Origin of the sequence: Streptomyces sp. ATCC 21386, from assembly GCF_018728545.1 — a bacterium.
Taxonomy (GTDB): Bacteria; Actinomycetota; Actinomycetes; order Streptomycetales; family Streptomycetaceae; genus Streptomyces.
In genome coordinates, this window is record NZ_JAAVVL010000001.1 from 2,381,001 (window position 1) to 2,404,459 (window position 23,459).

At 66.9% G+C, this 23,459-nt stretch carries 16 protein-coding genes; 10 read left to right on the forward strand and 6 right to left on the reverse strand.

Annotated elements, in window-relative coordinates; all coding sequences use genetic code 11:
- Positions 1-388 precede the first annotated feature (388 nt).
- From GWK25_RS10435 to GWK25_RS10475, 9 genes are all read left to right on the forward strand, one after another.
- A complete protein-coding gene (locus GWK25_RS10435; RefSeq protein WP_133910679.1) occupies positions 389-1,393 on the forward strand; it encodes a UDP-glucuronic acid decarboxylase family protein in 1,005 nt (334 codons plus the stop codon).
- Positions 1,390-2,103, forward strand: coding sequence for a phytanoyl-CoA dioxygenase family protein (locus GWK25_RS10440; protein ID WP_215449523.1), 714 nt, complete (start codon positions 1,390-1,392; stop codon positions 2,101-2,103). Before GWK25_RS10435 ends, GWK25_RS10440 begins: the two co-directional genes overlap by 4 nt.
- Positions 2,100-3,143: a glycosyltransferase family 2 protein gene (locus GWK25_RS10445; RefSeq protein WP_308404207.1), complete on the forward strand. Its 1,044-nt coding sequence runs from the start codon at positions 2,100-2,102 to the stop codon at positions 3,141-3,143. The genes GWK25_RS10440 and GWK25_RS10445 overlap by 4 nt, the downstream gene beginning before the upstream one ends.
- Complete coding sequence (locus tag GWK25_RS10450) at positions 3,140-4,192, forward strand: glycosyltransferase (protein ID WP_215449524.1); 1,053 nt, start codon at positions 3,140-3,142, stop codon at positions 4,190-4,192. Before GWK25_RS10445 ends, GWK25_RS10450 begins: the two co-directional genes overlap by 4 nt.
- Positions 4,189-5,421, forward strand: a complete 1,233-nt coding sequence (locus tag GWK25_RS10455; RefSeq protein WP_215449525.1) for a polysaccharide pyruvyl transferase family protein — start codon at positions 4,189-4,191, stop codon at positions 5,419-5,421. Before GWK25_RS10450 ends, GWK25_RS10455 begins: the two co-directional genes overlap by 4 nt.
- A gap of 106 nt (positions 5,422-5,527) precedes the next feature.
- Positions 5,528-6,550: an NAD(P)-dependent oxidoreductase gene (locus GWK25_RS10460; RefSeq protein WP_215449526.1), complete on the forward strand. Its 1,023-nt coding sequence runs from the start codon at positions 5,528-5,530 to the stop codon at positions 6,548-6,550.
- The gene (locus tag GWK25_RS10465) at positions 6,547-7,302 is read left to right on the forward strand and encodes an HAD family hydrolase (RefSeq protein ID WP_215449527.1); all 756 of its coding nucleotides are present in this window, start codon (positions 6,547-6,549) and stop codon (positions 7,300-7,302) included. The genes GWK25_RS10460 and GWK25_RS10465 overlap by 4 nt, the downstream gene beginning before the upstream one ends.
- Positions 7,299-8,198, forward strand: coding sequence for a glycosyltransferase family 2 protein (locus GWK25_RS10470; RefSeq protein ID WP_215449528.1), 900 nt, complete (start codon positions 7,299-7,301; stop codon positions 8,196-8,198). Before GWK25_RS10465 ends, GWK25_RS10470 begins: the two co-directional genes overlap by 4 nt.
- Complete coding sequence (locus tag GWK25_RS10475) at positions 8,195-9,196, forward strand: glycosyltransferase (RefSeq protein WP_215449529.1); 1,002 nt, start codon at positions 8,195-8,197, stop codon at positions 9,194-9,196. The genes GWK25_RS10470 and GWK25_RS10475 overlap by 4 nt, the downstream gene beginning before the upstream one ends.
- Positions 9,197-9,206: 10 nt before the next feature.
- Here the strand turns inward: GWK25_RS10475 and GWK25_RS10480 are convergent, their stop codons facing one another.
- From GWK25_RS10480 to GWK25_RS10505, 6 genes are all read right to left on the reverse strand, one after another.
- On the reverse strand, positions 9,207-10,037 hold the full coding sequence (locus tag GWK25_RS10480) for an RNA methyltransferase (protein WP_215457312.1): 831 nt from the start codon (positions 10,035-10,037) through the stop codon (positions 9,207-9,209).
- Between the two features lie 613 nt (positions 10,038-10,650).
- The gene (locus GWK25_RS10485) at positions 10,651-11,217 is read right to left on the reverse strand and encodes an ATP-binding protein (protein WP_215449530.1); all 567 of its coding nucleotides are present in this window, start codon (positions 11,215-11,217) and stop codon (positions 10,651-10,653) included.
- A 445-nt stretch (positions 11,218-11,662) separates the two neighbouring features.
- Positions 11,663-14,806 carry an RNaseH domain-containing protein gene (locus GWK25_RS10490; protein ID WP_215449531.1) on the reverse strand — a complete coding sequence of 1,048 codons (3,144 nt, stop codon included), beginning with the start codon at positions 14,804-14,806 and terminating at the stop codon, positions 11,663-11,665.
- Between the two features lie 35 nt (positions 14,807-14,841).
- Positions 14,842-18,153: a hypothetical protein gene (locus GWK25_RS10495; protein ID WP_215449532.1), complete on the reverse strand. Its 3,312-nt coding sequence runs from the start codon at positions 18,151-18,153 to the stop codon at positions 14,842-14,844.
- Positions 18,150-19,397 carry a hypothetical protein gene (locus GWK25_RS10500; protein ID WP_215449533.1) on the reverse strand — a complete coding sequence of 416 codons (1,248 nt, stop codon included), beginning with the start codon at positions 19,395-19,397 and terminating at the stop codon, positions 18,150-18,152. Before GWK25_RS10500 ends, GWK25_RS10495 begins: the two co-directional genes overlap by 4 nt.
- 9 nt (positions 19,398-19,406) lie before the next feature.
- Positions 19,407-20,711, reverse strand: coding sequence for a helix-turn-helix domain-containing protein (locus GWK25_RS10505; protein WP_215449534.1), 1,305 nt, complete (start codon positions 20,709-20,711; stop codon positions 19,407-19,409).
- 355 nt (positions 20,712-21,066) lie between these two features.
- On the opposite strand from GWK25_RS10505, the gene GWK25_RS10510 reads away from it, so the two are divergent.
- Complete coding sequence (locus GWK25_RS10510; RefSeq protein WP_215449535.1) at positions 21,067-23,436, forward strand: hypothetical protein; 2,370 nt, start codon at positions 21,067-21,069, stop codon at positions 23,434-23,436.
- The last annotated feature ends 23 nt before the right edge of the window (positions 23,437-23,459 follow it).

Genomic DNA, 23,459 nt, shown 5'->3' on the forward strand with positions numbered 1-23,459 from the left:
CGCTGCCGGCGTGGCACGCCGCATCGCCCACCGCTGCTTCAGCGGCTGGCCGGGCCCGTATGTCGTCAAGGACGACGGCCTGGTCACAGACCGAACTCGTCGCCGACGCCGATAGAACCACAGGGGACTCCGGCGCGACGGGGTGAAGTCTGGTAGGCCGATGACGATGTCGTCGTCGAAGTGATTGACCAGGCTGTCGCCGAACCCGCTGAGGGACAACGGCGAAATCTCCGAGGCCGACCGGAGCCTGCTCCTGGTCGCGCTCACCAGGCACTGCGGCTGCACGCCGGCCCTGCCGAACGCCGCTGAGCTCGTCGTACTTCTCGCCACACCTGCTGTGTGGCACAGCCATGCCAACTTTCGTTCACATTGTGAGGAATGAGGCGCTATGAGTACCTCTTTACGGAGGCACCGCCCGGATTCGAACCGGGCCCCCTTCCGCCGCGTGGTCGTCACCGGCGGCTGTGGATTCGTCGGTTCACACCTGTGCGACCTGCTGCTCGACAGCGGTGTCGAGGTGGTGTGCGTGGACAACCTCCTTACGGGCACGGAGGACAACGTCGTACACCGTCAGCTGGACGACCGGTTCGAGTTGATGGTCCACGACGTCACCGACCCGATCCCGATACCCGGGGAGGTCGATCTCGTACTCCACCTCGCCTCGCCAGCCTCTCCGCAGGACTACCTGCGTCTGCCGGTCCAGACGCTTCAGGCCGGTTCCCTGGGAACCTTCAGCGCCCTGGAGTTGGCCAGAGTGAAGAAGGCCCGCTTCGTACTCGCCTCCACCTCCGAGGTGTACGGCGACCCGCTGGAGCACCCTCAGCGGGAGTCGTACTGGGGCAACGTCAACCCGGTGGGGCCGCGCAGCGTGTACGACGAGGCGAAGAGGTTCGCGGAGGCGGCGACCACCGCCTACCGCACCGAGCACGGTGTCGACACCGCGATCGTACGGATCTTCAACACGTTCGGGCCGCGGATGCGCGCGGAGGACGGGCGAGCGGTACCGAACTTCATCCGCCAGGCGCTGGCGGGCGAGCCACTGACCGTCACCGGCGACGGCTCGCAGACGCGGTCCCTGTGCTACGTCAGCGACACGGTCAGGGGCATCCTCGCCGTCGCCGCGGGCAGCCACCCCGGCCCCGTCAACCTGGGCAATCCCGCCGAGACCACGGTCTTGGAACTCGCACACCTGGTGCGTGAAGTGACCGGGTCCGCCGCGCCCGTCGAGTTCGTCGACCGCCCGGTCGACGACCCGGAGCGCCGCAGACCCGACATCACCCTCGCCTGGGAGCAGTTCGGCTGGAAGCCGGAGACCGATCCCCGCAAGGGCCTGAGCACCACCATCGACTGGTTCGCCGCGCAGCTCAACGACACCGCAGTGAGGGAACGATGACGCGACACGCACCACGAGGGACGGAGTCCGCCGAGGCCCTGTCGCACAGGCAACAGCTCGGCGACGGGTTTCTCCAGGACTTCCGCGCGGACGGCTACGCGGTCTTATCCCAAAAGATCGCGGGAGAGTCCCTCGAAGCCCTCCGCACGGAGGCTGATGCCCTGATCCGGCGCTTCACCCGGGACGCGTACCGCTCAGACGACTACTGGCACTTCACCCCCGCAGGCACGGACGCACCCGTTCTCTACCGCATCCACAACCTGGAGAACCAGGGCTCCCCGGCGGCTACACGCCTCTACGCCGACGACGGCCCGCTGCACCCGATGGCCGTCGCCATCCTCGGCAGACCCCTACGCGCCACCGCCTGCGCAATGATCGTCAAACTGCCGGGAGTGGCCGCCCCCGTGCCCTGGCACCGAGACCGGACCAATGTTCCTCCGCACACCGTGTGCAACCTCAGCGTCTTCCTCGACGACTCCGACGTGGGCAACGGATGCCTCGAGTTCGTTCCTGGCTCCCACCTGACGCCCGACGCGGAAGAGGCCGAGGCGCTCCAGGCGCGGGGTCCGGTCCGCGCCCTCCCGCTCTCGGCCGGTGACATCGCCGTACACGACGTACGTATCGCCCACGCCTCGCGCCGCAACACCTCCCCGAGGATCCGCCGCAGCATCGTCATCGAGTTCGCCCCCGCCGACCGGGAGCTGCCGTGACCATCCCCAACCCCACTGGCGAGAGTGCCAGGGTGCGGGTGGCCACCATCACGGTGGGCACCAACGAGTCCCGTTGGCTGGAGCCTTGCTTCGCCACGCTCCTGGACAGCGACGTCCCCGGGATCGACCTGACGGTCTGGTACGTGGACAACGACTCCTACGACGGCAGCACGGCCTTCGTCAAGGACCGTTTTCCCGAGGTGCGGGTCATCCAGAACGAGAGCAACGTCGGCTTCGCCCGCGCCAACAACATCGGCATGCGCGCGGCCCTCGCCGACGGCGCCGACTACGTCTTCCTCGTCAACCCGGACACCCAGACCCCGAAGTCGCTGGTGCGCGACCTGGCCGAGTTCATGGAGACCTGGACCGACTACGGCGTGGTCGGCCCCATGCAGTACGAGTACGACGAGTCAGGCAGCACCGCTTTGGGCGCGTACAACGACTGGTCGAAGTCCGCTCTGCGCTGGGGCGAGCAGCACGCCTTCGCCGGCGACTGGCCGAACCACCCCTCGCCGGCCAGCCCACCCGAAGGCCGGGCCCCGAACACCCTGGAGCACGCGTACGTCCAAGGCTCCGCCTTCTTCGTACGTGCCGCGCTGCTGCGCACCGTCGGACTCCTCGACGAGGTCTTCCACACGTACTACGAGGAGACCGACCTGTGCCGCCGATCCCGCTGGGCCGGATGGCGCGTCGCGCTCCTGCTCGACGTCGGCATACAGCACTTCGGCGGTGGGGGAACGGCCGGCAGCAGCTATCGGCGCGTCCAGATGCGCCGCAACCGCTACTACTACCTCCTCACCGACATCGACTGGCGCCCGCTGCCCATGCTGCGACTGGCGACCCGGTGGCTGAAGGACGATCTGCGCGGACGTGGCGTGGGCGGGGTGACCACCTGGTGGCGTGGGACCTGGGAAACCGCAGAAGCCGTGTGCTGGCTCGTGCGCCGCGCACCTCTGATCCGCACCCGGCGACGTGCCCACCGCCGGCTCGGCTCGCCGACGGGCAGCCACGCTCAACCGCAGGCAAGGGGTGCGCGATGACCACACCCCGGATTCTGTTCGCCGGTGTCTTCCACTGGAACGCGGGCTCCAGCCACATGATCGCCGAGTACGCCCGGGTCGCCTCGGCATCCGGATGCGAGGTCGGTGTCTCAAGCCAACTGTCGCGCCTGGACGGCACGGTGAACGGTCACCTGCCGCTCGTGGACGACATCAGCTGGGCCACCCACCTGGTCCTCGTCTTCGAGAGCAGGCAGTTCCTCTCGACCCAGCAGCGTGAACTCTGCGAGGCCGTGCCGCGGCAGCGGCGCATCATCGTGGATCCCGACGGTCACTGGGGTCCGTACGTCACCGCCGGCGCGGACGACAACGCGGGTGCGGACACCATCGAGTCCTGGCACAAGCTGTATGCCGACCTCAGCGATCTGATCCTGCAGCCGCGCCTGAATGAACTTCCCGACGGGGCCGAGTTTTTCAGCTACTTCGGAATGCCGGACATCCACCGTCTCGCCAGCGACCTCCCGCACCCGCGGTCACTGCCGTACGAGCTGCAGTACGTCGGCGCGAACTGGTGGCGCTGGAGCGAGATGACCAGCCTCATCCGGGCCGCGGCCGACGCCCAGCCGCCGATCCGACGCATCCGCGTGTGCGGACGCTGGTGGACCGGCGACCCGCACCCCGACCACCAGACGGCCACCACCAACGTGCCCGGCTGGATGCGGGATCACGGTGTCGAGGTGGCGCCACCCGTTCCGTTCGGTCACGTGGTCTCCGCCATGTCCCAGGCGGCGATCACGCCGGTGCTGGCTCGTCCGCTGCTCGCGCGGATGGAGCTGCTGACCCCCCGCATGTTCGAAACCCTCGCCTCGGGCAGCATCCCCGCGCTCTGGCCGGACCTGGGCTACCTATCCGCCCTCTATGGCGACGACGTGGAGCTCTTCCTGCTCGGCGACGATCCGGCCGACAGCCTCGCCCGGATGATCCGTGAGCCGATCCGGTACCGCGAGCGGCTGGCGACCATCCAGCGCCGAGTACACGAACGCTTCAACTACCGCACGGTTCTGGCCGAACTCATCCGGTTCACCCGATGATCCCTGAGAGGTCTGCTGTGTCCAACGTCCTGATCACCGGCATCACCAGCTGTGAGAGTCGCGGCGTCGAGGCCCTGGCCCGCTCCATCATCGAGCAGCTGAACACCGAAGGCCCTGGGGGAGGCGACAACGTCACCGTCCTCACCCAGACCCCGGTGCTCGACGCGGAATCCCTCGCCCCCACCGGGGCACGTTGCGTGGCCGACCCGTTCGTCGTCTCCCGCTCCTGGCAGCAGATGCGCCCCCAGGAGAATCCCGCCGAACTGGCCGAACGCCGCGAACAGCTCCTCGCCCAAACCGATCTGGTCATCGCCACCGGGGGCGACCTGCACACCTCGGACTACGGGGTCTCCACGCCGTACCTCCGCGCCCTCACCGCGGCGCAACAGCGGGACATCCCGACGGTCATGATCGGCCAGTCCGTCGGCCCCTTCGGCGACCCGGCCGATGCCGAGGCATGGCTCACGGTCGCCGCCCGGTGCGATCTCCTCACCGTCCGGGAGAGCGTCTCCCTCGACTACGTCGTGGGCAAGCTCGGCCTTCCCGATCACCGTGTGCGACTGTCGTCCGACCCCGCCTTCCTGCTGCCGGCCGCCACCGGCGAGCGAATATCGGCCCTGCTCGGGCCCCTGCGGCTCGCCCCCGGAGACCCCTACCTCTGCCTCGCCCCCAGCCAGGGCATCACCCGCTTCAGCACCCTGGAGGAGTCCCAGCACGTGGCAGCGCTGACGCGACTCGCCACCTCCCTCGTCCGCACCCGGAAGATGCCGGTCGTCCTCGTGCCGCACTGCCACGACTCCCGACCGCACAACGACGACCGGATCCTCGCCGCCCGTATCGCCGAAGCCGCCGGGATGCCGGAGGTCATGGCGCTGCCCGGCGCGCTGACGGCCTCCGACTACAAGGGCGTGCTGTCACAGGCCGAACTCGTCGTCTCCGAACGCCTGCACGCCGCGATCGGCGCACTGTCCGGCGGCGCCCCGGCGATCGCGATCGGCCACTCACACAAGTTCAACGGAGTGCTCGCCGAAACCTACGGCCCCACGGTCGACGTCGACGGCATCCACGCGGACGTCCGCGCTTTCGCCCAGGACACCACGGTCATCGACCGGCTCGTCAACGACACCGACGCGACCGCGCTGCGCACCACCCTGCGGCAGCGGCTCCCGCTGATCACGGACCGCGCCCGCAGCGACTTCGCTCAGATCAACAAGCTCCTCGAAGCCTGAACCACCAGTCGCACAGGCGGTCCGCCTGCCCGCACCACATCGCGCACGACCCGCCGCAGCCCACTCCGGGGCGGCGGCGGGACCCACTCACCAAGGGAGACACGCCATGCCCACACATCTGGTGACCGGCGGCGCCGGCTTCATCGGGTCCCACCTTGCCGCGTCCTTGATCGAGCGCGGCGACGACGCCGTCGTCCTGGACAACCTCGACGGCGGCAAGACCGAGAACGTGCCCGACGGCGCGACCCTCGTCGTCGGCTCGGTCGCCGACCAGGCCACGGTCGCAGAACTCTTCGCCTCGTACCGCTTCGACGGTGTCCACCACCTGGCCGCCTTCGCCGCCGAAGGCATCAGCCACGCCGTCAAGCACCACAACTACTCCGTCAACCTGCTCGGCAGCATCAACCTGATCAACGCCTCGCTGGCCGCCAAGGTCAGGTTCTTCGGCTTCGCCTCGTCGGTCGCCGTGTACGGCCACGGACACGTCCCCATGCGCGAGGACGAGCGGCCCCTCCCCGCCGACAGCTACGGCAACGCGAAACTCGCCGTGGAGCGCGAACTCGCCGTCACCATGCAGCTGCAGGGCCTGCCGTACTTCGCCCTGCGCATGCACAACGTCTACGGCGAGCGGCAGAACATGGGCGACCCGTACCGCAACGCCGTCGCCATCTTCCTCAACCAGATCATGCGCGACGAGCCGATCAGCGTGTACGGAGACGGCAGCCAGATCCGCGCCTTCACCTACGCCCCGGACATCGTCGGCACCTTCCTCGCCGCCGCCGACCAGCCGGCCGCCTGGGGGCAGGTCTTCAACGTCGGCTCCTCGCACACGAGCACCGTGCTGGACATGGCGCACGCCGTGCGCACCGCCATGGGCGTACCCGACCACCCCATCAAGCACCTGACGGCCCGCGACGAGGTCCACGCCGCGTACACCGACAACGGCCTTGCCCGTAAGACGCTCGGCGACTGGGCCGACACCCCGCTCGACGAAGGTCTGCGACGTACCGCGGCCTGGGCCCGTGAGCACGGCCCCGTGGTACCCGCGACCTCCCTCAGCATCGAGAACGACACCGCGGACAAGCCCGAGTGGTTCACCTGGGCCGCCGGACGGGCGGCGACGTCATGACGCGCCGCACCCTGGCCGTCGACGTCGGCGGCGTCCTCTACTACGACGAGCCCTTCGACCTCGCCTGGCTCCAGGGCGTCTGGGAGCTCACGCGCGCGGACGATCCCGCCTTCACCATGGACGCCTTCCTCCAGGCCACGCGCGACTTCTACCAGGGTCGCGCTCCCGGATCACCCCCGCCCAGCCTGTTCCCGCCCAACGGCACGAAGAGCTGGCAGAGCGTCCGCGAACGCTGGCCCTCGTTGGTCCAGCCCATTCCCGGAGCCGTCGACGCCCTCAGCCACCTCGCCGAGGAGTACGAGGTATGCATCGTCGCCAACCAGCCCCCGGAATGTCTCGCCGCCCTGCGCACCCTCGGAATCGAGCAGCAAGTCCAACTCGTCGCGCTCGACTCCCTCGTCGGCTACGCCAAACCCGACCCCCGCCTCTTCAAGTGGGCCACGGACCGGCTGAGCTGGAAGCCGGAACACACCACGGTCATCGGCGACCGGCCCGACCACGACGCCGCTCCCGCACTCGCTCTCGGCTGCTCGGCAGCAATCGTCCACGTCGACAGCGGCTGGAGCGTGCCTGCTGGGGTCGCTCCCGAGATCGTGACCGCATACCGGGAGCTGAAAATCCAACGCGTCCACACAACCGAGGGAAGCACGAGGCACTGGGCCATCGCCGCCCTCGGAGACCTGGCCGATGTGCTGCGGACCATCAGCCACCAACAGCGCAGCCCACGCCCCCGCCAGGAGGTGCGCCCATGACCCTCGGCGCCGACTTACCTCTCACCATCGTCATCTGCAGCAACCGCCCCGACAGCCTGCCGGCAGCTGTCGCCCGCACGGCTGCGGCCATGAACCCCAGGGACCGCCTCCTGGTCATCGCGGACATGCCCGCCCAGCACCTGCCCCCGCTGCCCACAGATGCCTCGTCGCCTCCGTCCCGCATACGCGTCATCTGCAACGAGGGGAACCAGGGCCTCGCCCACAGTCGCAACAAGGCCATGAAGGAGGCCCCGACGCAGCACGTCGTCTTCCTCGACGACGACATCGTCCCCACCGCCGAGGCACTGACCCACATACGCGAAGCCCTGACCGCCGGCGCACACGTCACCGGGACGAGGATCACTGCCCACCTTCAAGGGCGCTGCCGCCCGTGGTTCCTCACCTCGGGACAGCTGCACTACCTCGGCTCCCACGCGGCGGCCCAGCCGGCGTCGATCTGGGGCGGCAGTTTCGCCATCGACGTCGAGCACGCCCGCTTGCTGGGAGTCGGCTTCGACGAGCGCCTCGGCCGGATCGGCGACTCCCTCATCTCCGCCGAGGACACCACCTTCGTACGGGAGATGACCGCGCACGGTGCCACCGCCACGATCCTGCACGACGCCGAGGTGCAACACCTGATCCCCGCCCACCGGCTGACCCTGGCCTACCTGCTGCGCCGCGCCTTCTGGCAGGGCCGCAGCGAAGCACGGCGTAACGACGCGCGGCGAGGCATCACCAAGGAATGGAACCGCAACCACTCGGGAGACGGCACCCGTCCGGTGCGGGCCGCCCTCGCCCTGCTCTACACCTCCAGCGTGCTTCTCGGAGTGTGCCGGGAGGCCGTCACACGGAGCCGGACCAGCGCCGCAGACGCCGAAACCAGGAGCGACCGATGAAGGTAGCCATGGTCATTCCGCCGTACCGGTACGGCGCCGACCCCAGCCAGTGGATCACCGTACCGCCCCAGGGCTACGGCGGCATCCAGTGGGTCGTCGCCACGCTCATGGACGGACTGCTGGAGGCCGGGTGCGAGATCCTCCTCCTCGGAGCTCCAGGAAGCCCGGTCCAGGACGGCGTCACGGTGTCCGACACAGTGGAGACAGCCGACATCCACGCCGTCATCGAAGCCTTCGGCCCGGACATCGTCCACGACCACTCGAACACCGCCGCACTGCCGGCCAACAACCACAGACCCACGGTGAGCACACACCACCTCAACAGCGTGCCGGAGCTCCAGACCAACGGCATCTACCTCTCCCGCGCGCAACGCACTGCCGCGGGGTCCGCCTCCGCCCCGGTGATCCGGCTACCGGTCAACCCCGCGCGCTGTCAGTTCCAGGAGGTGAAGGACGACTATCTCCTCTTCCTCGGCCGGGTCTCCGCGCACAAGGGCGTGCGCGAGGCGGCGGCGTTCGCGCGCGCCGTCGGCGTGCCGCTGACGGTCGCCGGACCGGCCTGGGAGAAGGACTACCTGGACGCGCTGCTGGCCGACTTCCCGCACACCGTCCGCTATGTGGGCGAGGTCGGCGGCAGCGCCCGTACCCGGCTGATCGCACACGCCCGAGCGCAGCTCGTACTGTCCCAGCCGTGGGGAGGACCGTTCGGCGGACGATGGATCGAGCCCGGCGCCACCGTGGTCTCGGAGGCCGCCGCCAGCGGCACCCCGGTGATCGCCACGGACAACGGATGCCTGCCGGAGATCGTCCCCGGCGTCGGTACGGTGCTGCCGACCGGGCGGGAGATCACACCCGGCGACGCGAAGGCGGTGCTGGCCTCGCTTCCCACAGCCCAGGTCGTGCGCGAAACAGCGGTGGACCGATGGGGCCACCACACCATCGCCCGCCAGTACCTGGCGGTCTACAAGAGAGCGGTCAGCGGCGAGGTCTGGACGTGACCTCGGAAGGTCACGCCGTGCGCTGCTTCGCCAGACGCTGACGGCGCGCTTCGTAGAGAACAACGGAGGCGGCGTTCGACGCGTTCAGGGAGCTGGCCGAGCCCGTCATCGGAATACTGACCACGTGGTCACAGAGTTCACGCCAGGCCGCGCTGAGACCCGCAGTCTCGTTACCGATGAGCAGCAGGACCGGCTGGGTCAGATCGAATTCCGACACCTCGGCATCGCCGTCCTCGTCCGTGCCGACGACGGCAACCGGCCGCCCCTGAGCGCGTTCCTTCTCCAGCCACTCCATGACCTCGTGGTGCGACTGGCTCCGCACCACGGGCACGGCGAAGAACGATCCCGTGGAGGCACGCACCGACTTGGGGTCGTACGGGTCCGCCGCGTGCCCCGTCACGATGAGCCCGCTCACGCCGAAGGCGTCGGCCGACCGCACGATGCTTCCGATGTTGCCGGGCTGCGTCGGCCGGTCGAAGACCAAGCCGAGGAAGTCGTCGCGGACCTTGATCCGCGACAGGCTGTCCGGCGCCATCTCGACCACTGCCAGGACCTCTGCAGCCCCGTCGGCCTTCTCGCTCAGCTCGGCGAGCAACTGCGGCGCCATCGCGACGCGCTCGGCGCCGACACCGCGCAGTAGATCCTCGGCCCATCGGGAGAGCGGGCGGCTGGCGTCGTAGAGCAGCGACCGAACGGTCCAGCCGTGCTCCACCGCCATCGTGATCGGCCGCACACCCTGAACGAGGAACTCCTTGGCACGCCCTCGCTTGGTGCGGTTGTTGAGCAGCGTCTGCAGCTGCTGGAAACGGGCATTGCGGGTCGTGATCCGCTGCACTGCCACCCGTCCTCCAAGCCGAAGATGATCATTGCGAAGCCGGTCGTCCCGGCGGAACACGGCACCGGGCACCCAGCAGGTTACACGGGTCTGGATCGTGACTGTACGTGTCCATCCGTTGTGCAGGCGTCTTGGCTTTGGGCGGCAACGCACACGAGATCGTCCTGTTGGCAACGACCAAGCCGAGAGTCATCAGCGTCAGCGTGGGGCCCAAACGTGGCGCGGAAGAACAGAGCCTTGAGTTTTCTGGCCCGGCTTTCCAAGTTGCGGTGCCGCTCACGGCGCATACGCGTGGGCAACTCCGGGATGGCAGGCGAGTTCCCCCACAGCCAGGCAGCGTCCAGTCCGCAGGAGGCATCCCCAGGCTCCCCAGTCGAGCAGGCAGAACTGCGGGGCTGTTCCGTTGGCCCATGCGAAATCCGCTTGCGCCGGCACCCATTTCCGGATCGTCGAATCTAGGACGCTCGGGAACACCGCTTGGAGTGCTCAGTGACGCCAGCTTGGCGACGGTCACGGTGTCTGGCCGGCGTTGCGACGTGCGTCGTGTGGTGGGAGGCAAGCGCACCGAGCGAGGCGTTCAGCGCCGCTCACCAGGGGGCGGCCGTTTCGGATCGCAGCTTCAGGCAGCCTGATGTTGATTCCCAGCAGTTGCTGTGCCGAACGACGACCGAGAATTGACCGGTGACGCCATTCGAGCGTGACACTCGGTTCGTCGGACGGCAGCGTCACCTGCGTGCGGTGTAGGAGGTGCATCCGCAAGGTAGTCGTCGGTGTCCTCGGCCGAGGGCTCCGGCGTGATTTCGAACCATGTCGTCTTGCCGTTCGGTTCCGGTCGCGTCCCCCAAGCGTCAGCCAAAGCATTCACGAGCAGTAGCCCCCGACCGCTCTCCTCATCTGGCCCAGCCTCTACGGCACTCGGCAAGAAGGGGTCGGTGTCCGTGACCTCGACTCGGAGCCGCTCATCAGTCCGCGTCACTGCGACGTCGCAGGGAGCATCCGTGTACAGGACGGCGTTGGCGATCAGCTCGCTCGCCAGCAACTCGATGTTCTGCAGTGTTTGACCTGACAAGACAAGGCCCAAGTCCTGGGCCAGCACGGTGACTTGGCGGCGGGCCCCCGGGACAGCCTCGACAGCCGCCGCAACCGTGAATCCGTACTTCGGACGTTCGGGATCGCGACGTGCCATGACGACAACCTCACCTTGGTAGCGGCCTCAGGAGAAAGAAGCCTTCCACCCGGCAAGAGCTGTGTGAGGACAGTCTGTCCGTAGGCTGGACACGCATGATGCCTTGACGCTGCGACGAGTTGTGATACGAGGCCAGCCTTCGTTGGGGCTGGCGAGGTGAAGTCCCTTGAGTGAACCGTACCCCGCCACACCTTGTGCCAGGCCACGGCCATGACGATTGCGTGCCGCGCTGAACATGGCGCGGCCACCTGCAGCGGTCGTCTGCGGCACGTGGGAGCGAGGGAGCGTCGCGGGAGTCCCCCGTTCCTGCCGCCGGCTGAGTGCGAAGAGGTCAAGGAGCCCGGAAGCTTCGAAGTGAGTCTCCTCGTGCCAACCTTGCGTGGCTGGCAGTGCGGAGTTGATCGCGTTTGGGGGCTCTGGATGCGGAACGGTTGTGCGCTGGTGTTCAGCAGACTCCGGTTGCTGAGTCGATGATGTGCTTCTGTTCCTGGTCGGCTTCCCTGCTGCTGGGGGCGGATCGCCTGTACTGAGGGTGGTCGAGGTCCATCTGGAGTGCGGCGTGCAGGGGCGCGGGGTAGCGGGTGCGCTCGGACCAGGCCATGGCCTGGTGGGAGAGGCGGGCGGTGGCTTGGGCGAGGTCTTCCCGGGAGTGACGGCGGGTGAACATGGGATTGATCTCTCGGGTGGTGATGGAGTGCCAGTTGCCGTTAAGTTCACTCTCACCCCGCGGGTCCCTCTCGTCGCTGGCTCGCCAGCGGGTGCGGTCGTCCCCGAGGCGGCTGCGGTTGTGGGTACGGGATTCGCTGAAGAGGAACCAGGGGTGTCCCTCGGGCCGGTGGCCGGGCCAGGCGAGATACTGGCTGACCTTGATGAAGGGGTCGAGTCCCTTGGCCAGTCGGCCTTTGGTCATGGACTCCTTCTCGGCGTAGACGAAGCGGGGAAGTTCGTCCTGCATGGTGTTGACGCGGATGTAGCTGATCGGGTGCAGACGCTCGTCCGTAATTTCCTGGTTTGGAGTCCAGAGGCGCTTGTCTTCCTCAGGCAGGCTGTCGCGGGTCAGGCCGTAACTCCTGTTGTGGAAGCCAGGGTAAATGCGACGCCATGCGTGACCGTCGAGCATGACGGCGAGATCGAGACCTGCCATTTCGGGCCTCTGCTGGAGCTGTACCAGCGCACGGGCCGCGTCGCTGCCGACCTCGCACCATCGGTCCATTCGCGTCTTGCTCGCGTCTTTTTCGTTGTGCAGGGGGTAGTTCTTGGCATGGAAGGCGGTGTTCGCGTCGTAGTACGGGGCCCAGGTGTTGGTGATGTTGCTCCAGCCGAGCATGGTCCACACGCCGCCGGGCTTGCTGGGTGGGATGAGCACAGCAGCAGTGGTGATCCAGAGGGGCTCGCCCCGGTAGCGGTTGCTCTTGGTCTGCATACGGCAGTGCAGGCCGCAGTAGGCGATGCGGGGCAGCGGGTTCTTTTCGGGGTGCAAGATGGCCTCGTACCGGTCGTCGACAACGCCGAGGCTGCGATGCATGTCAAGGACGGCGCTGAACGCGGCGTGGTCCTTGTGGTACTCCTTCTTCTGGGCGGGGATCTCGGTCAGGACGGGGCCGGCCGTTCCCTTGCGGTACTGGAGCTTGGCGCCCACGGTGAATTGGCTGGGCACGCGTGCTTCAGCGAAGAGCCCACGCACCGCGTGCTTGGCGTCCTTCTCGTTCCTCTCGGTCTCCTCAGCCCTTTTCTGGGCCGTGCGGCTGCCGTTGGCCGGCGTGTTTGCACCGTCCTGGTCGGTGCGGGGCATCTCGGTTTCGCACCAGACGACCAGGCGGGTCCCCGGCTCCTTGTAGCGGTTGATGATCATGTTGACTTCGGTGCGGCGGATGCCAGCGCGTTCTGTGCCGTGCTGAAGTAGTTTTTCTGCCTTGTGGAGCACCAGGTGGATACCGGGGCGGAGCTCGACCTCGCGGTGTGAGGGTTTGATGGTCTCGGGATCGATGCCGTAGGCGCAGGCGAGTGCCTGCACCATGCGCTGCCGCGTGGGATACCGGTACCACAGGCCGAGATACACCAGCTTGTTCTCACCCTGCTTTTCGATGTAGCGCTGGATGGAGTCCGGGGAGGGGAGGCCGACCTTGTCCTGGAAACGGGCAGCTGTCTTCTTGCTGTTCTCGTCGTCGCTTGCCTTCCCCTGCGCCCACTGCAGGTGGGATGTGTCCTGCAAGTACCGCTTGCCGAAGCCTTTGCTGTCACTGACCAGGGTCATCACGGGCACCGCGTCGCTTTCGCTTTCGCTGTTACCGGTCAGTTCCGGGGCGAAGGAGGCGTGGAGGTGCTCCATGATCAGACGGTGGTGATGGGTGCCGGTGCCGGTGCCGACACCGTTGCTCTTGGGCGTGGTGGCGTGCAGGGGCCGGACCTTGCCTGGCGCCTCCATGGTGAGTGATTTGCCGCTGCTGCGGTTGTCGATCTCCGTATTGGCCCGGGTCTGGACCGCGAGCAGGCCCGTGTGGTCGACGTCCAGACGGGCGGCGATCTCCAGTCCGTATCGGTTGGCGGACTTCAAGCCTCCGGGGCCGTCCAGCTTGAGGGAGAGGACCGGCTTGTCGCCGCCGCAGTCCACCATGGCGGTCTTGGCGTAGATGACGGCGTTGCTGATGCGCCGGTTGCTGCCGTGGAAGTGGATGACCGGGTTGGTGTAGCCGGTGAAGGTGGCCATCTTGGTGTCAACGCGGGAGAGCGTGTAGTCCCGGGCGCTCCAGTCTTCGGCGAGCTCCGACCAGTTGCCAGCGATCTGTTGTGTCGCTTCGGAGCTTGGCGGGTGCCCGATGTGTGCGAAGGCGGGGCCGAAGGGGTGGTCCCAGGCGATGACGCTGCCGTCGCTGAGCGGCCGGTAGGCGAGGGTGACGGCGGTTTCGGTGTCCTTTGCCCATCCCGCTTGCCGGGGCTTGGCTGTCTCCTCTGGTTCCCTCTCGTCCTCTGCCGGTTCGGACTCCTTGATCTTCGGTGTCACCGGCGTCATGGCGTACTCGGTGAAGGGAGTCCCGGCGAACTTGTCGGCCATGCACCAGCGCACGGCCTGGTAGGCCCAGTCGGGCGGGTTGGGGGCGAGGCTGCCGTGGTTGAGGATGGCATCGGCCAGGGAGAGCTTCGCCGGCGTGGTGGCACGGACGAGGCCCGGCAGGGTGGATTTCCCGGTGTCGGAGGCGCTGTCGAGTGACGTGCCCTTGACCGCGGCTTCGAGGTAGGTGAACAGCTTGGCGAGCTTGACGGGGTCGATCTCCTTGAGGGAGATCATGTAGCGGAATTGCTTGTCGAGGTGGACGTAGCCCTCGGCGAGGGCTTGGAGGGCGGTGGTGGCGATGCTGCGCGGCCACAGCATCTCCACGTCCACGCCTTCGGGGAGATTCTTGTTCTTCCGGCTCTCCCCAGCCCACGCACCGTACTTGTGCCACTCGACGAGAATCTCCGGCTTGTCTTTTCGTCCTTCTCCGCTGAAGTCGCTCCAGTCATGGAAGGACCACACGTACGCGTACTGGCCTGCTAGCACAGCGTCGTTCAGGAGTAGGGAAGAGGTGTAGATGGTGGTGAGCTTGGCCATGCGGCTGCCGGAACCTCTCTTCGATCAGACCGGGGTCAGGAGAAAGAGTGCGAGACCTCGGCGTAGCGCAGGAATTCGATGATGGCTCGCCCGTACAAACGGTTCATCATCTCGCGTTCCTCCGGTGACCAAGCATCGTAGATGAGCTGAATGACCTCTGCGAGGCCCGTTGTGTATTTGGTGCCCAAGGCGGCCTGATCGACCACGAATAGATCCATGTCGGTGTCGCCGCGTCGTGCCCGTCCGGCGAGCTGGATCAGCTCCACGAGCATGGAGCTGATCAACTCCATCTGAAGATCTTGATGCATGCTGGAGAACCGCGTGGGAGAGCGCAGGATTTTCACCAGGTGCTCACGAGCCGCGGTGCGGGCGCGCTCGATCGCCTCGCATGGGTCGTCCCCGTTGAAGGAGCGCGCGGCACGTTGGCCGCATCCGTTGACGCTGCCATGCATCCACGCTGGGTCCTCGATGCTGAGGACTGGCCGGACACACAGGTAGACGTCGCTGATGGCCGAGCGGGTCTCGACCACGATGTTCAGGCCTCGGGCGATCCGGGCCATGGGGGCAATGAGGATGTCGCCGAACTCGTGGAAGTCCTCCAGCTCCTCGGCGACGATCGCGCGCACGCCCTTGGGGAGGATGTTTCTGTACTCCGCGAGATCTTCACGGCGCAGCAGCACGCATATGCGATGTGTCATCCCCTCCGCCTGCGCCATGCCGATGGCGAGGTAGAGCCCTTGCTTGTAGCCGTTGACCTGGAGGATGCAGCGGGCTCGGTCGGGGTCGTTGCGGGCCAGCCAGTCGAGACGCCCCCGAAGCTGTTGTTCATAGATCGCCTGGCCCATCTCCCGCAGTGCCGAGAGCTTGTGCTCGTCGTAGAGGCCGGCGATCTGGATTCCCTCGCCGCCGGGCACCTCGCTGTTGGTGACGGGCAGTCTGTTGGCTCTGATGGACTCCTTGACGTCGGGCATCCACCAGGCCACGGGGGCATGGACGTGCTCTCCGGAGGCGTGGGGGAAGAACGCAGTGGCCGAAAGGCCAAGGACGGGACGTCGTACCCCGGCCGCCATCAGCGAGGTCAGACGGCCGAGTTCGCTGATGAACGTGTGAGGGTCACCGATGGTGGCGCTCTCGCGGAGTTCGGCAGTCGGCTTGCTGTCGTCACCGATTCCGGTCACCTGGTATCCGTGGATGTCGCGGCCCAGCATGCCGGTCGGGTACAGCTTGGAGACCGTGCTCCGGTACGTCATGGCGAGGATGTCCCGGGCTGCGGCGCTGTCGTGGTCCTGGACTTTCTGCGCCTGTTCACGCAGGAGAGAAAGAGCCTGTCCCAGTTCCAGCAGGATGGCGCGCACGGTGATGAGGTTGACGAGACGGGCACGTACGGTGTCCTCGGTGACCGTCTCCTCAATGGACTCGTGCATGGCCTGCTTTATGGGAAGCAGGTTGTGCCGGCCGCGTGGAGAGACAAGGTCGTAGAGCTGGTCGGTAAGACGCTCCCAGTCGGCTCCCTCCGGCATCGGCAGCACCTCGACGGGCTGGTCTTCGTCCGAGTCTTTGTCGGGCATGAGCTGGTTGAGCAGGGTGAACAGCTCATCAGGGATCGGCTCGTCGACGTCGTGGTCGTCGGCGAACAGGTAGTTGATGATCTCTCGGTCCCGGGACGTCGCGGTCCGCCATCCCCTGTTGTCGCGGTAGGCGTCGTCCTTGTCATCCTGGGCTTTGCTGAGCGCGGGCGGGTTGAGGATCAACTGTTTGGTCGCCAGCCACAGAAGCAGGTTCTCGGCGGTCAAACGGGCGTGGCTGAGGGGGTTCGTGAGCAGTTCGCGCAGGTGCGGGGGGAGATTGCGTCTGTCGTCATCGACGATGTCCAGCAGGGACTTCTTCATCAGGGACGCGAGGACCGCTTCCTTGGCGCATCCCTTGATGGCACTCAGTTGGAGGGCGTCCACCTCGTCCACGACGAGCAAGTGACACATGCGTGCCATTGCTTCGAACACGGACGCTCCTCGGGTCCCTCGGGGCTTGTTCTGGAAGGAGTCGTCGTCGAAGACGACTCCGGTTCGTAGAGTTCCTTCCACGAAGTTCATGTGGTTGGTGACGATGACGCTGGCGCGGGTTGCCTCGTAGAGAGGACGGAACTTGTCGCACACCGGGATGAACGGACAGGCGTAGGTGCCATTCTCTCCGGGCTTGCTCAGCGTCAGGCAGTTCTCCTCGCCGGCCGGGAACGGGTCCTGGACCGTCATGTACGCCTTCTGGGCGCATGCGTAGCCCACCTCGGCGAGATCTTCCAGGTTCTTGCCGTCCCACTGCTCGATGGGGGTGTCCTTCATGAGCGCCCCGTACTCCAAGGCACGTTCGTGGCGCTTGGCCGGTGACATCAGCGCGGCGCACGTCTTGGGCTCAGGGAGCTCCTTCAATTGGTACAGCCAGTCAAGATCGCTGCCGATGTCCCGTTTCATCTTCAAGGTGGCCTTGACGTCCGGGACGACAATCCCCAGACGCAGGTCCCGCTTGGCCATCAGCGCGGCCAGCACCCGCACCAGGACCGTCTTCCCGCTGCCGGTGGGCGCGTTGAGGATCTGCAAGTTGCCGTTCATCAGCTCCAGGGCCTTGACCTTGCCGCTGGGGCAACGGAGCTTCTTCAGGAACTTTTTCACGGTCCGGCGGATGTACTTGGTCCCCGCCTTGCGTTCGGGACGGCTGAGGAGTTCCGCGACCTCCAGGATTTCTTTCTTGCCGAACGAGAGCTCGGGTGTCTCAGGAACGGTGACGATGTGGGGAAGGGCGTCGTGACCAGGGGCCTCGTCGAAGTCCGGGGCTGAGGGGAAGGTGAGGCCGACAGCGGCCCGGCCGAGATCCTTGCCGAGGTAGGCGACGCGGGTCGTGTAGTGGCCCGGGCCGGCGAATGCCAGCGCGCGCGGGCGTTTGCCCATGGAGTAGTAGCCGCGCATGATGCTGCAGGCGTAGTCCAGTGGCGGCTCGGGCAGGTAGCAGAGCACATGCCCGGTCGTGCCGTCGGAAGGCAGCTCAAACAGTCCGTCGGTCAGATCCACGCAATGTTCGCTGTCGTCGCCCAGCATGGCCCGGAACGCAACGCGAACAGCGTCGGCCGACGTGTAGGAAGAGGGCAGCTTTCTGACGACGCGCGCGAAGACGCGGTATTCGTCTGCTGTGAGCTGCTCCCATTGTTTCAACGACCAAGGTTTGCGTTCGGCGAGCAGGGCCACGTGCCGGAAGGACGCGATGGGCGTGCCGTCGTCGCTGGTTGCCGGGAAGAGGTGGCTCGCCAGGGCGAACGCGGCGAGGAGGGCGTCCTGCTCGGGGGAGCGTCCGCTGCTCACATGTACTCCTTCAGGCGGTCGGTGAACAGGGCCAGGAAGTCGGACGCGGCCATGGCCGTCATGTCAATTCGTTCACGGTGAATGACGGATGTGAGGTAGCCGACCTGTTGGCGGCGGTGGTCGGGAACTACGAGCCAGGTGGCTCCGCCCTTGTCGCCGCGGTCCTCGATGAGCTTCTTGGCCAGGGATCCGGGCCAGGTGTAGTCCTTGACGTCGATGGAGAAGACGACAGTGCCACCGTCTTCGATCTCGATGTCGACACGGTCGTTGTCGGGCCAGACCTTGACCGTCAACCTGGTCCCTGCAGCGGCTTCCTTGAGGACGTCGGCAAGCCTGAGTTCCGGGAGACCGGGGATGCAGGTGCTGCGCCAGACACGTCGCACCAGCGCACGGTATCCCTCAGCAGGCCGGGCCCTTGGGGTTTCACGCGATGCTCCCGTATAGAGCGGCATCTCGGCCTTGCTGGGAATGTAGATGCGGTCCTCGGCATGGAGGACAGGGACCTGGTCGCGGGTGGCAGTGAAGGTGAAGCGGGCTCCGGTGTCCTGGTGCCAGGGGTAGAGGCACCTGACGGCGTAGGTCCTGCCGTCGCCGTGCGGAATCACCTGCATGGGATAGGCGCAGGCGGGACATCCGAACCACCACTGCCGCTTGTAGAGGCAGTAAGACGGGATGTCCTGATAGAAGACCTGAGCCACGGCAGGAGGGAATCCGAGTTCCTCCAGCTGCTCCTTGTCGCAGACAGGGTATTCGATGATGTTCCGGCGGTGCCGCTCGTAGAGGCCGCCCTTAATGGCTTTGAATACTTGCTCCTGGCCGAACTCACTCTCGAGCTCGAAGTGAGTAAACCTCTCCCCGCGTCTCTGCTTCTTGTCGGCGATCTTGAAGATCTCCGCGGCTTCCCATAGCAGGTCGCAGCCCTCCTGAGTGGAAACGCCCACACTGTCGAGGAAGCGGAGGTTACGCAGGGGGCCGGTGAGTGCCTCTTCGGGGAAGATACCGACGAGGCTCCCGGCCTGGTCCCCGGAAAGACGATCGAGAAGGTCCCGGAAGGTGACGCGGTGGCCGGGGCCGACCGTCGCCATGATCACTCCCTGAGCCTCCATCAGTTTCTCGACGCGCTGCCCGGAGGAGAGACCGTCGTTGTAGCGGGCCTCCTCGCACAGTACAAACGCGCTGGCGGCCCGCAGGACTGTCTCGTCGAACTGCCACTGATCAGTGTGTGCTTCGCCGTGCTCGGACATGCGGGCAGCCTACGAGCCACCACTGACAGTCGGGGTCCGGTACTGCGGCGGGATGAGGTCTTCGAGGCCGTCGGTGGGAACCGTCGGATACAGCTCGCGGTACTGGGAGAGGTAGTCAGCGATGTGTCTCCAGCCGGAGGCTGAGGGATACCAGGCGTGCCGCCCCCAGGTTGCTCCCTCGGGGAGTCTGTGTTCGAGGTAGCCCCGAGAGGGTGCCTCCTGGCCAGGACCGCTTTTCACCGTCAAGTGCAGGCGAGCCCGGCCGACCAGGTCGTAATCGCCGCCGTGCTGACTGGCATAGGCAACGCGCACCAGCGTGCGCCACAACCACACCGACATCATCGGGGCGAGAGTGCTTTGGCTACGGGAAACGCCGAGGCCGGCGCGGGCAACCGCTCTGCCCCGCTTGGTCATCTCGACCCGACTCCGCTTGACCCGCCCGGCTCCGGGGATCGTGACGGTGTCGTGGTGCACGGTGATCAGGCCGCGCCGATTCAGCGCCGCGATGGACGGGCCGGTGCCGGGGTCATGGACCCCGTGGTCGCGGAGGCGTTCTTGAAGACGGCTGTAGCCGGTGATCTCCGGCGGGGCGTAGAGGGCGAGCGTCATCTTCCGCCACTCGGCGGCGGGGCGACGCTGGCCGCTGTGCGCGTGGCGCTTGCGCTCTGCCCGCTGTTCTTCTGTGTCTTGGAGGAAGCAGGCTTCCAGGTAGATCCGCTGGCGGTCATTGAGACCGTTCCAGGTTTCCATGAGGGCGGAGCGTTCCGGGCGGGGGCCCGGCTTCGGCAGTACCGGGGCGGGCTCGTCAGGCCGGGTTCTGCGCCATGCATCAACGACCACGTGCTCGGGGAGCTTGTACACCAGGGCGAGGGCCTTGGCCAAGCGGCCGGCGTGCTCGGGCGTGGAGCAGGCTACGCCGCGTACCGGCAGGCCGCGTTCAAGGCGGAGCAGCTTGGTGCCGTCGAAGCTGATGCCACGCATGACCTTCCTGCTGGACACGGCCTGCGCCGCGTGGTCAGCACTGCTGAACCCGGCTTCCCGTCGGAGATCGCGGAGAGTCGTACTTCCCCTGGGACGGTTCGTGAGGTAGTGAACATCGACCTTGAAGAAGCTCATCAGAGCGGGCAGCTGGCGGGCTTCCGGCTTGCGCTGACCGCTCTCCCAGTAGGCGACAGTCCGCTGAGTGACGCCTACAGCGTCGGCGAGCGCGCGACGGCTCACACCCCCAAGTTCCCGTAGCTGCCGAAGAACCTCGGGCTTGAACGACTCTTCTCGTCCCATGCTGCTCCAGAGAATCGTATGGAACAGTTCCATGCAACCGATCAGAACCAGATTTAGCGCAAAATGTTCAAGAAACATAGGGTTCGGAGTGCGCAAGTCAGGATTGGTGAACCTGGTGAGCACGGTTCAGCTTGAGGGGCGATCATTACGCAGTGTGTGGAAGGGCATTGGGGTAGCGGATGGTACGAACCCGCAGGTGCTCGCGCTGCTCCGTGACGTCAAGTGAGGCTTGTGTGGCGGATGCTCGCGACCGCAGGTCCGTGCTCCGTCGGCCAGATAGGAGTAGCTGGGGGTCGTACGTGAATCTGCACGTGCCAGGTTGTTTCGAACACCTGCGGACGCGCACGTGTGATCCCTACGGTGAGGAGACAACAGTTTCAGATCGTTCGTGGGGAGTGCAGTGGACCCGGAGATCGTCGCTCTCGGGAGCATCGTGATCAGCAGCCTGGTGGGGAACGCCGTGCAGGACGCCTGGACCTGGGGCAAGGGCCGGTTGGTGGCGCTGTTCGTCCGTGACGGAGCCGAGGAGACGGCGGTTGACGACGAACTGGAGCAAGCTCGTCGCCAGGCGCTGGAGGCGCGGGAGGCCGGCGACGAGAACACGGTGGACGAGATCACGGGCGAGTTGTCGAGTCGGGTGCTGGAAGTGTTCGCCGAACGTCCGGACGCCGTGCGGGAGGCGCGCGAGCTCGTCGGAGAGGCTCTGACGAGGGCGACGTCCGCCGAGGCGTCCTCGGCTCTTCTCCACTACGTCAACCACACCGCACTGTTCCGGGAGATGGACAGTCACTGGCGCGTGTGCCGGGCGTCCGGGACGGTGACGTCTGTGTTCCTCAGCGGTGTACGAGGGGTGGGGAAGCGCAGTACGGCGCGACAGTGGGTCCACTCGCACCGGGACGTCCTCGTCGGGGTGTTCCTCCAGGCCGACCTTGGGATGCGGGGTGGGCGGATGGCTGACCCGGCGGTGGTGCTGGAGCGTTGGTTGGACGAGCTCGACGTGCCGAGGGACGAGCGTCCGGCCGACGTCCCGGCCAAGGCGCGGCGGGTACGTCACGAACTGCGTGAGCGGTCGGTGGTCTTCCTGCTGGAGAATGTCACGACGACCCGTCAGGTGCGTGAGCTGCTGACCGACCAGCCGTACGGCGTCGTCCTCATGACGGGGCAGGAGGCACCGCACGACCTGACGGCCTTCCTGGAGTTCCTTCTACTCCCGGTTCCGGCGCTGCGGGACGAGCACGCTCTGGAACTCCTGGTCAAGGTGAGCCGTACCACCGAGGACCCGGCCAAGCTCGAACCGATTGTCCGGCACCTGGGCGGCCTGCCGCTGGCGCTGCGGCTGATCGCCGGACATCTGAAGGCGCCCGTCCCCGGCGTTGTGGAGGACGTCGGTGCCCGGCTCGCCGACCGCGCCGCACGACAGGAGTTGCTCGACGTGGACGATCCGAATCCCCTGCCGGAAGCGCTCGAACTGGCCTACGGGCGCATGGCCGTACGGACGGCGCAGCTCTATCGCCGCCTGGGGTTGCTGATGTGCGAGGATTTCCAGCTGGACACCGTGTTCGCGCTCGTACCGGACTGGGAGCCGTCGGAGGTGCGTGCCGCGCTGAGCGCCTTGATTTCGGGTGGTCCGGTCGAGCGCCGGGGGCTCGACGCGTACCGGATGCACATCCTCGTCCACGATCACGCGTCGACCGTCGCGGAGCGCGACGAGACGGAAAGTGAACGCTTGGCGGTGCGGCGGCGGATCGCCCATCACTTCCTGCGGATCACCGAGCGGGGTGAGCAGACGCTGTCGACGCGCTGGCTCTACAGCCCCATGAACGCCTTCCCGGCGGACACGGCAGCCGACGAGCGCCAACAGAGCGAGGCTCTGCGCGAGCTGGCTCGACGCGAGGCCGGCATCTTCGCCGCCGTGCGGTCGGCCGCCGAGGCGGAGCTTCACCTGGAGGCGTGGCGCCTGAGCCAGGCCATCCGGACCTTCTGCCTCCGTACCGGGCGCCACACCCAGTGGATCGAGGCGGCCAAGATCGGTCTGGCCTCGGCGCTGGAGACCGGTGACACGATGGCGGTGGCCCGCGCGTCCTACGAGGTGGGCTTCGCGCACCTCGAACGCTGGAACGTGGAGGAGGGCGATCCGCGGCTGGCCCGAGAGTACTTCGAACAGGCTTTGAGCCTGGTGAACCCCGGTGTGCCTGGCCGGAGCGAGGGCGAACGTCGCACAGAGTCCAGCGTCTTGGAAGGACTGGGACTGCTCGAACGCAAGCTCAAGCGCCCCGAGCGCGCGATCGATCTGTTCAGCCGTGCCCAAGCCGCGCTGGAGGGGATCGACCATCCCCGTGGCAAGGCCCTCCTCGCTCTGCACCTGGGCGGTACGCATACGGCCCTCGCGCGCTACGACGCCGCGGAAGGTGAACTCCTGTGCGCGGTCGAGGAGTTCGAGGGCCTTCCGGACGGACCGGACCGCTTCAACATGGCCAAGGCCCGGCTGCGTCTCGCCGAGAACCGCCGTGCCTGCGGGCGATTGCGCGAAGCTGTTGAGGCACTGGACCTGGCGGTGGACGGCATGACCGGCGTGGGCTCGGCCTACTACGCTGCGCAGGCTCTCCTCCTGCGCGGAGACGTCCGCACGCAGTTGGGAGAGCGGGAGGCCGCCGTCGAAGACTGGACCTCCGCCCGCGCGCTCTACGCGGAGGAACACAGCATTCACGAGGATGACGCACGGCACCGCCTGGAGCAGGACGGCGACGAGCAGGAGTAGGGGCCGGGGGCGCACAGGCCGCC

Excerpts from the sequence above, each read along its gene's own strand:
- GWK25_RS10435 (WP_133910679.1), top strand. The coding sequence starts at position 389 with ATGAGTACCTCTTTACGGAGGCACCGCCCGGATTCGAACCGGGCCCCC.
- GWK25_RS10440 (WP_215449523.1), top strand. The coding sequence starts at position 1,390 with ATGACGCGACACGCACCACGAGGGACGGAGTCCGCCGAGGCCCTGTCG.
- GWK25_RS10450 (WP_215449524.1), top strand. The coding sequence starts at position 3,140 with ATGACCACACCCCGGATTCTGTTCGCCGGTGTCTTCCACTGGAACGCG.
- GWK25_RS10455 (WP_215449525.1), top strand. The coding sequence starts at position 4,189 with ATGATCCCTGAGAGGTCTGCTGTGTCCAACGTCCTGATCACCGGCATC.
- GWK25_RS10460 (WP_215449526.1), top strand. The coding sequence starts at position 5,528 with ATGCCCACACATCTGGTGACCGGCGGCGCCGGCTTCATCGGGTCCCAC.
- GWK25_RS10465 (WP_215449527.1), top strand. The coding sequence starts at position 6,547 with ATGACGCGCCGCACCCTGGCCGTCGACGTCGGCGGCGTCCTCTACTAC.
- GWK25_RS10470 (WP_215449528.1), top strand. The coding sequence starts at position 7,299 with ATGACCCTCGGCGCCGACTTACCTCTCACCATCGTCATCTGCAGCAAC.
- GWK25_RS10475 (WP_215449529.1), top strand. The coding sequence starts at position 8,195 with ATGAAGGTAGCCATGGTCATTCCGCCGTACCGGTACGGCGCCGACCCC.
- GWK25_RS10485 (WP_215449530.1), bottom strand. The coding sequence starts at position 11,217 with ATGGCACGTCGCGATCCCGAACGTCCGAAGTACGGATTCACGGTTGCG.
- GWK25_RS10490 (WP_215449531.1), bottom strand. The coding sequence starts at position 14,806 with ATGGCCAAGCTCACCACCATCTACACCTCTTCCCTACTCCTGAACGAC.
- GWK25_RS10500 (WP_215449533.1), bottom strand. The coding sequence starts at position 19,397 with ATGTCCGAGCACGGCGAAGCACACACTGATCAGTGGCAGTTCGACGAG.
- GWK25_RS10505 (WP_215449534.1), bottom strand. The coding sequence starts at position 20,711 with ATGGAACTGTTCCATACGATTCTCTGGAGCAGCATGGGACGAGAAGAG.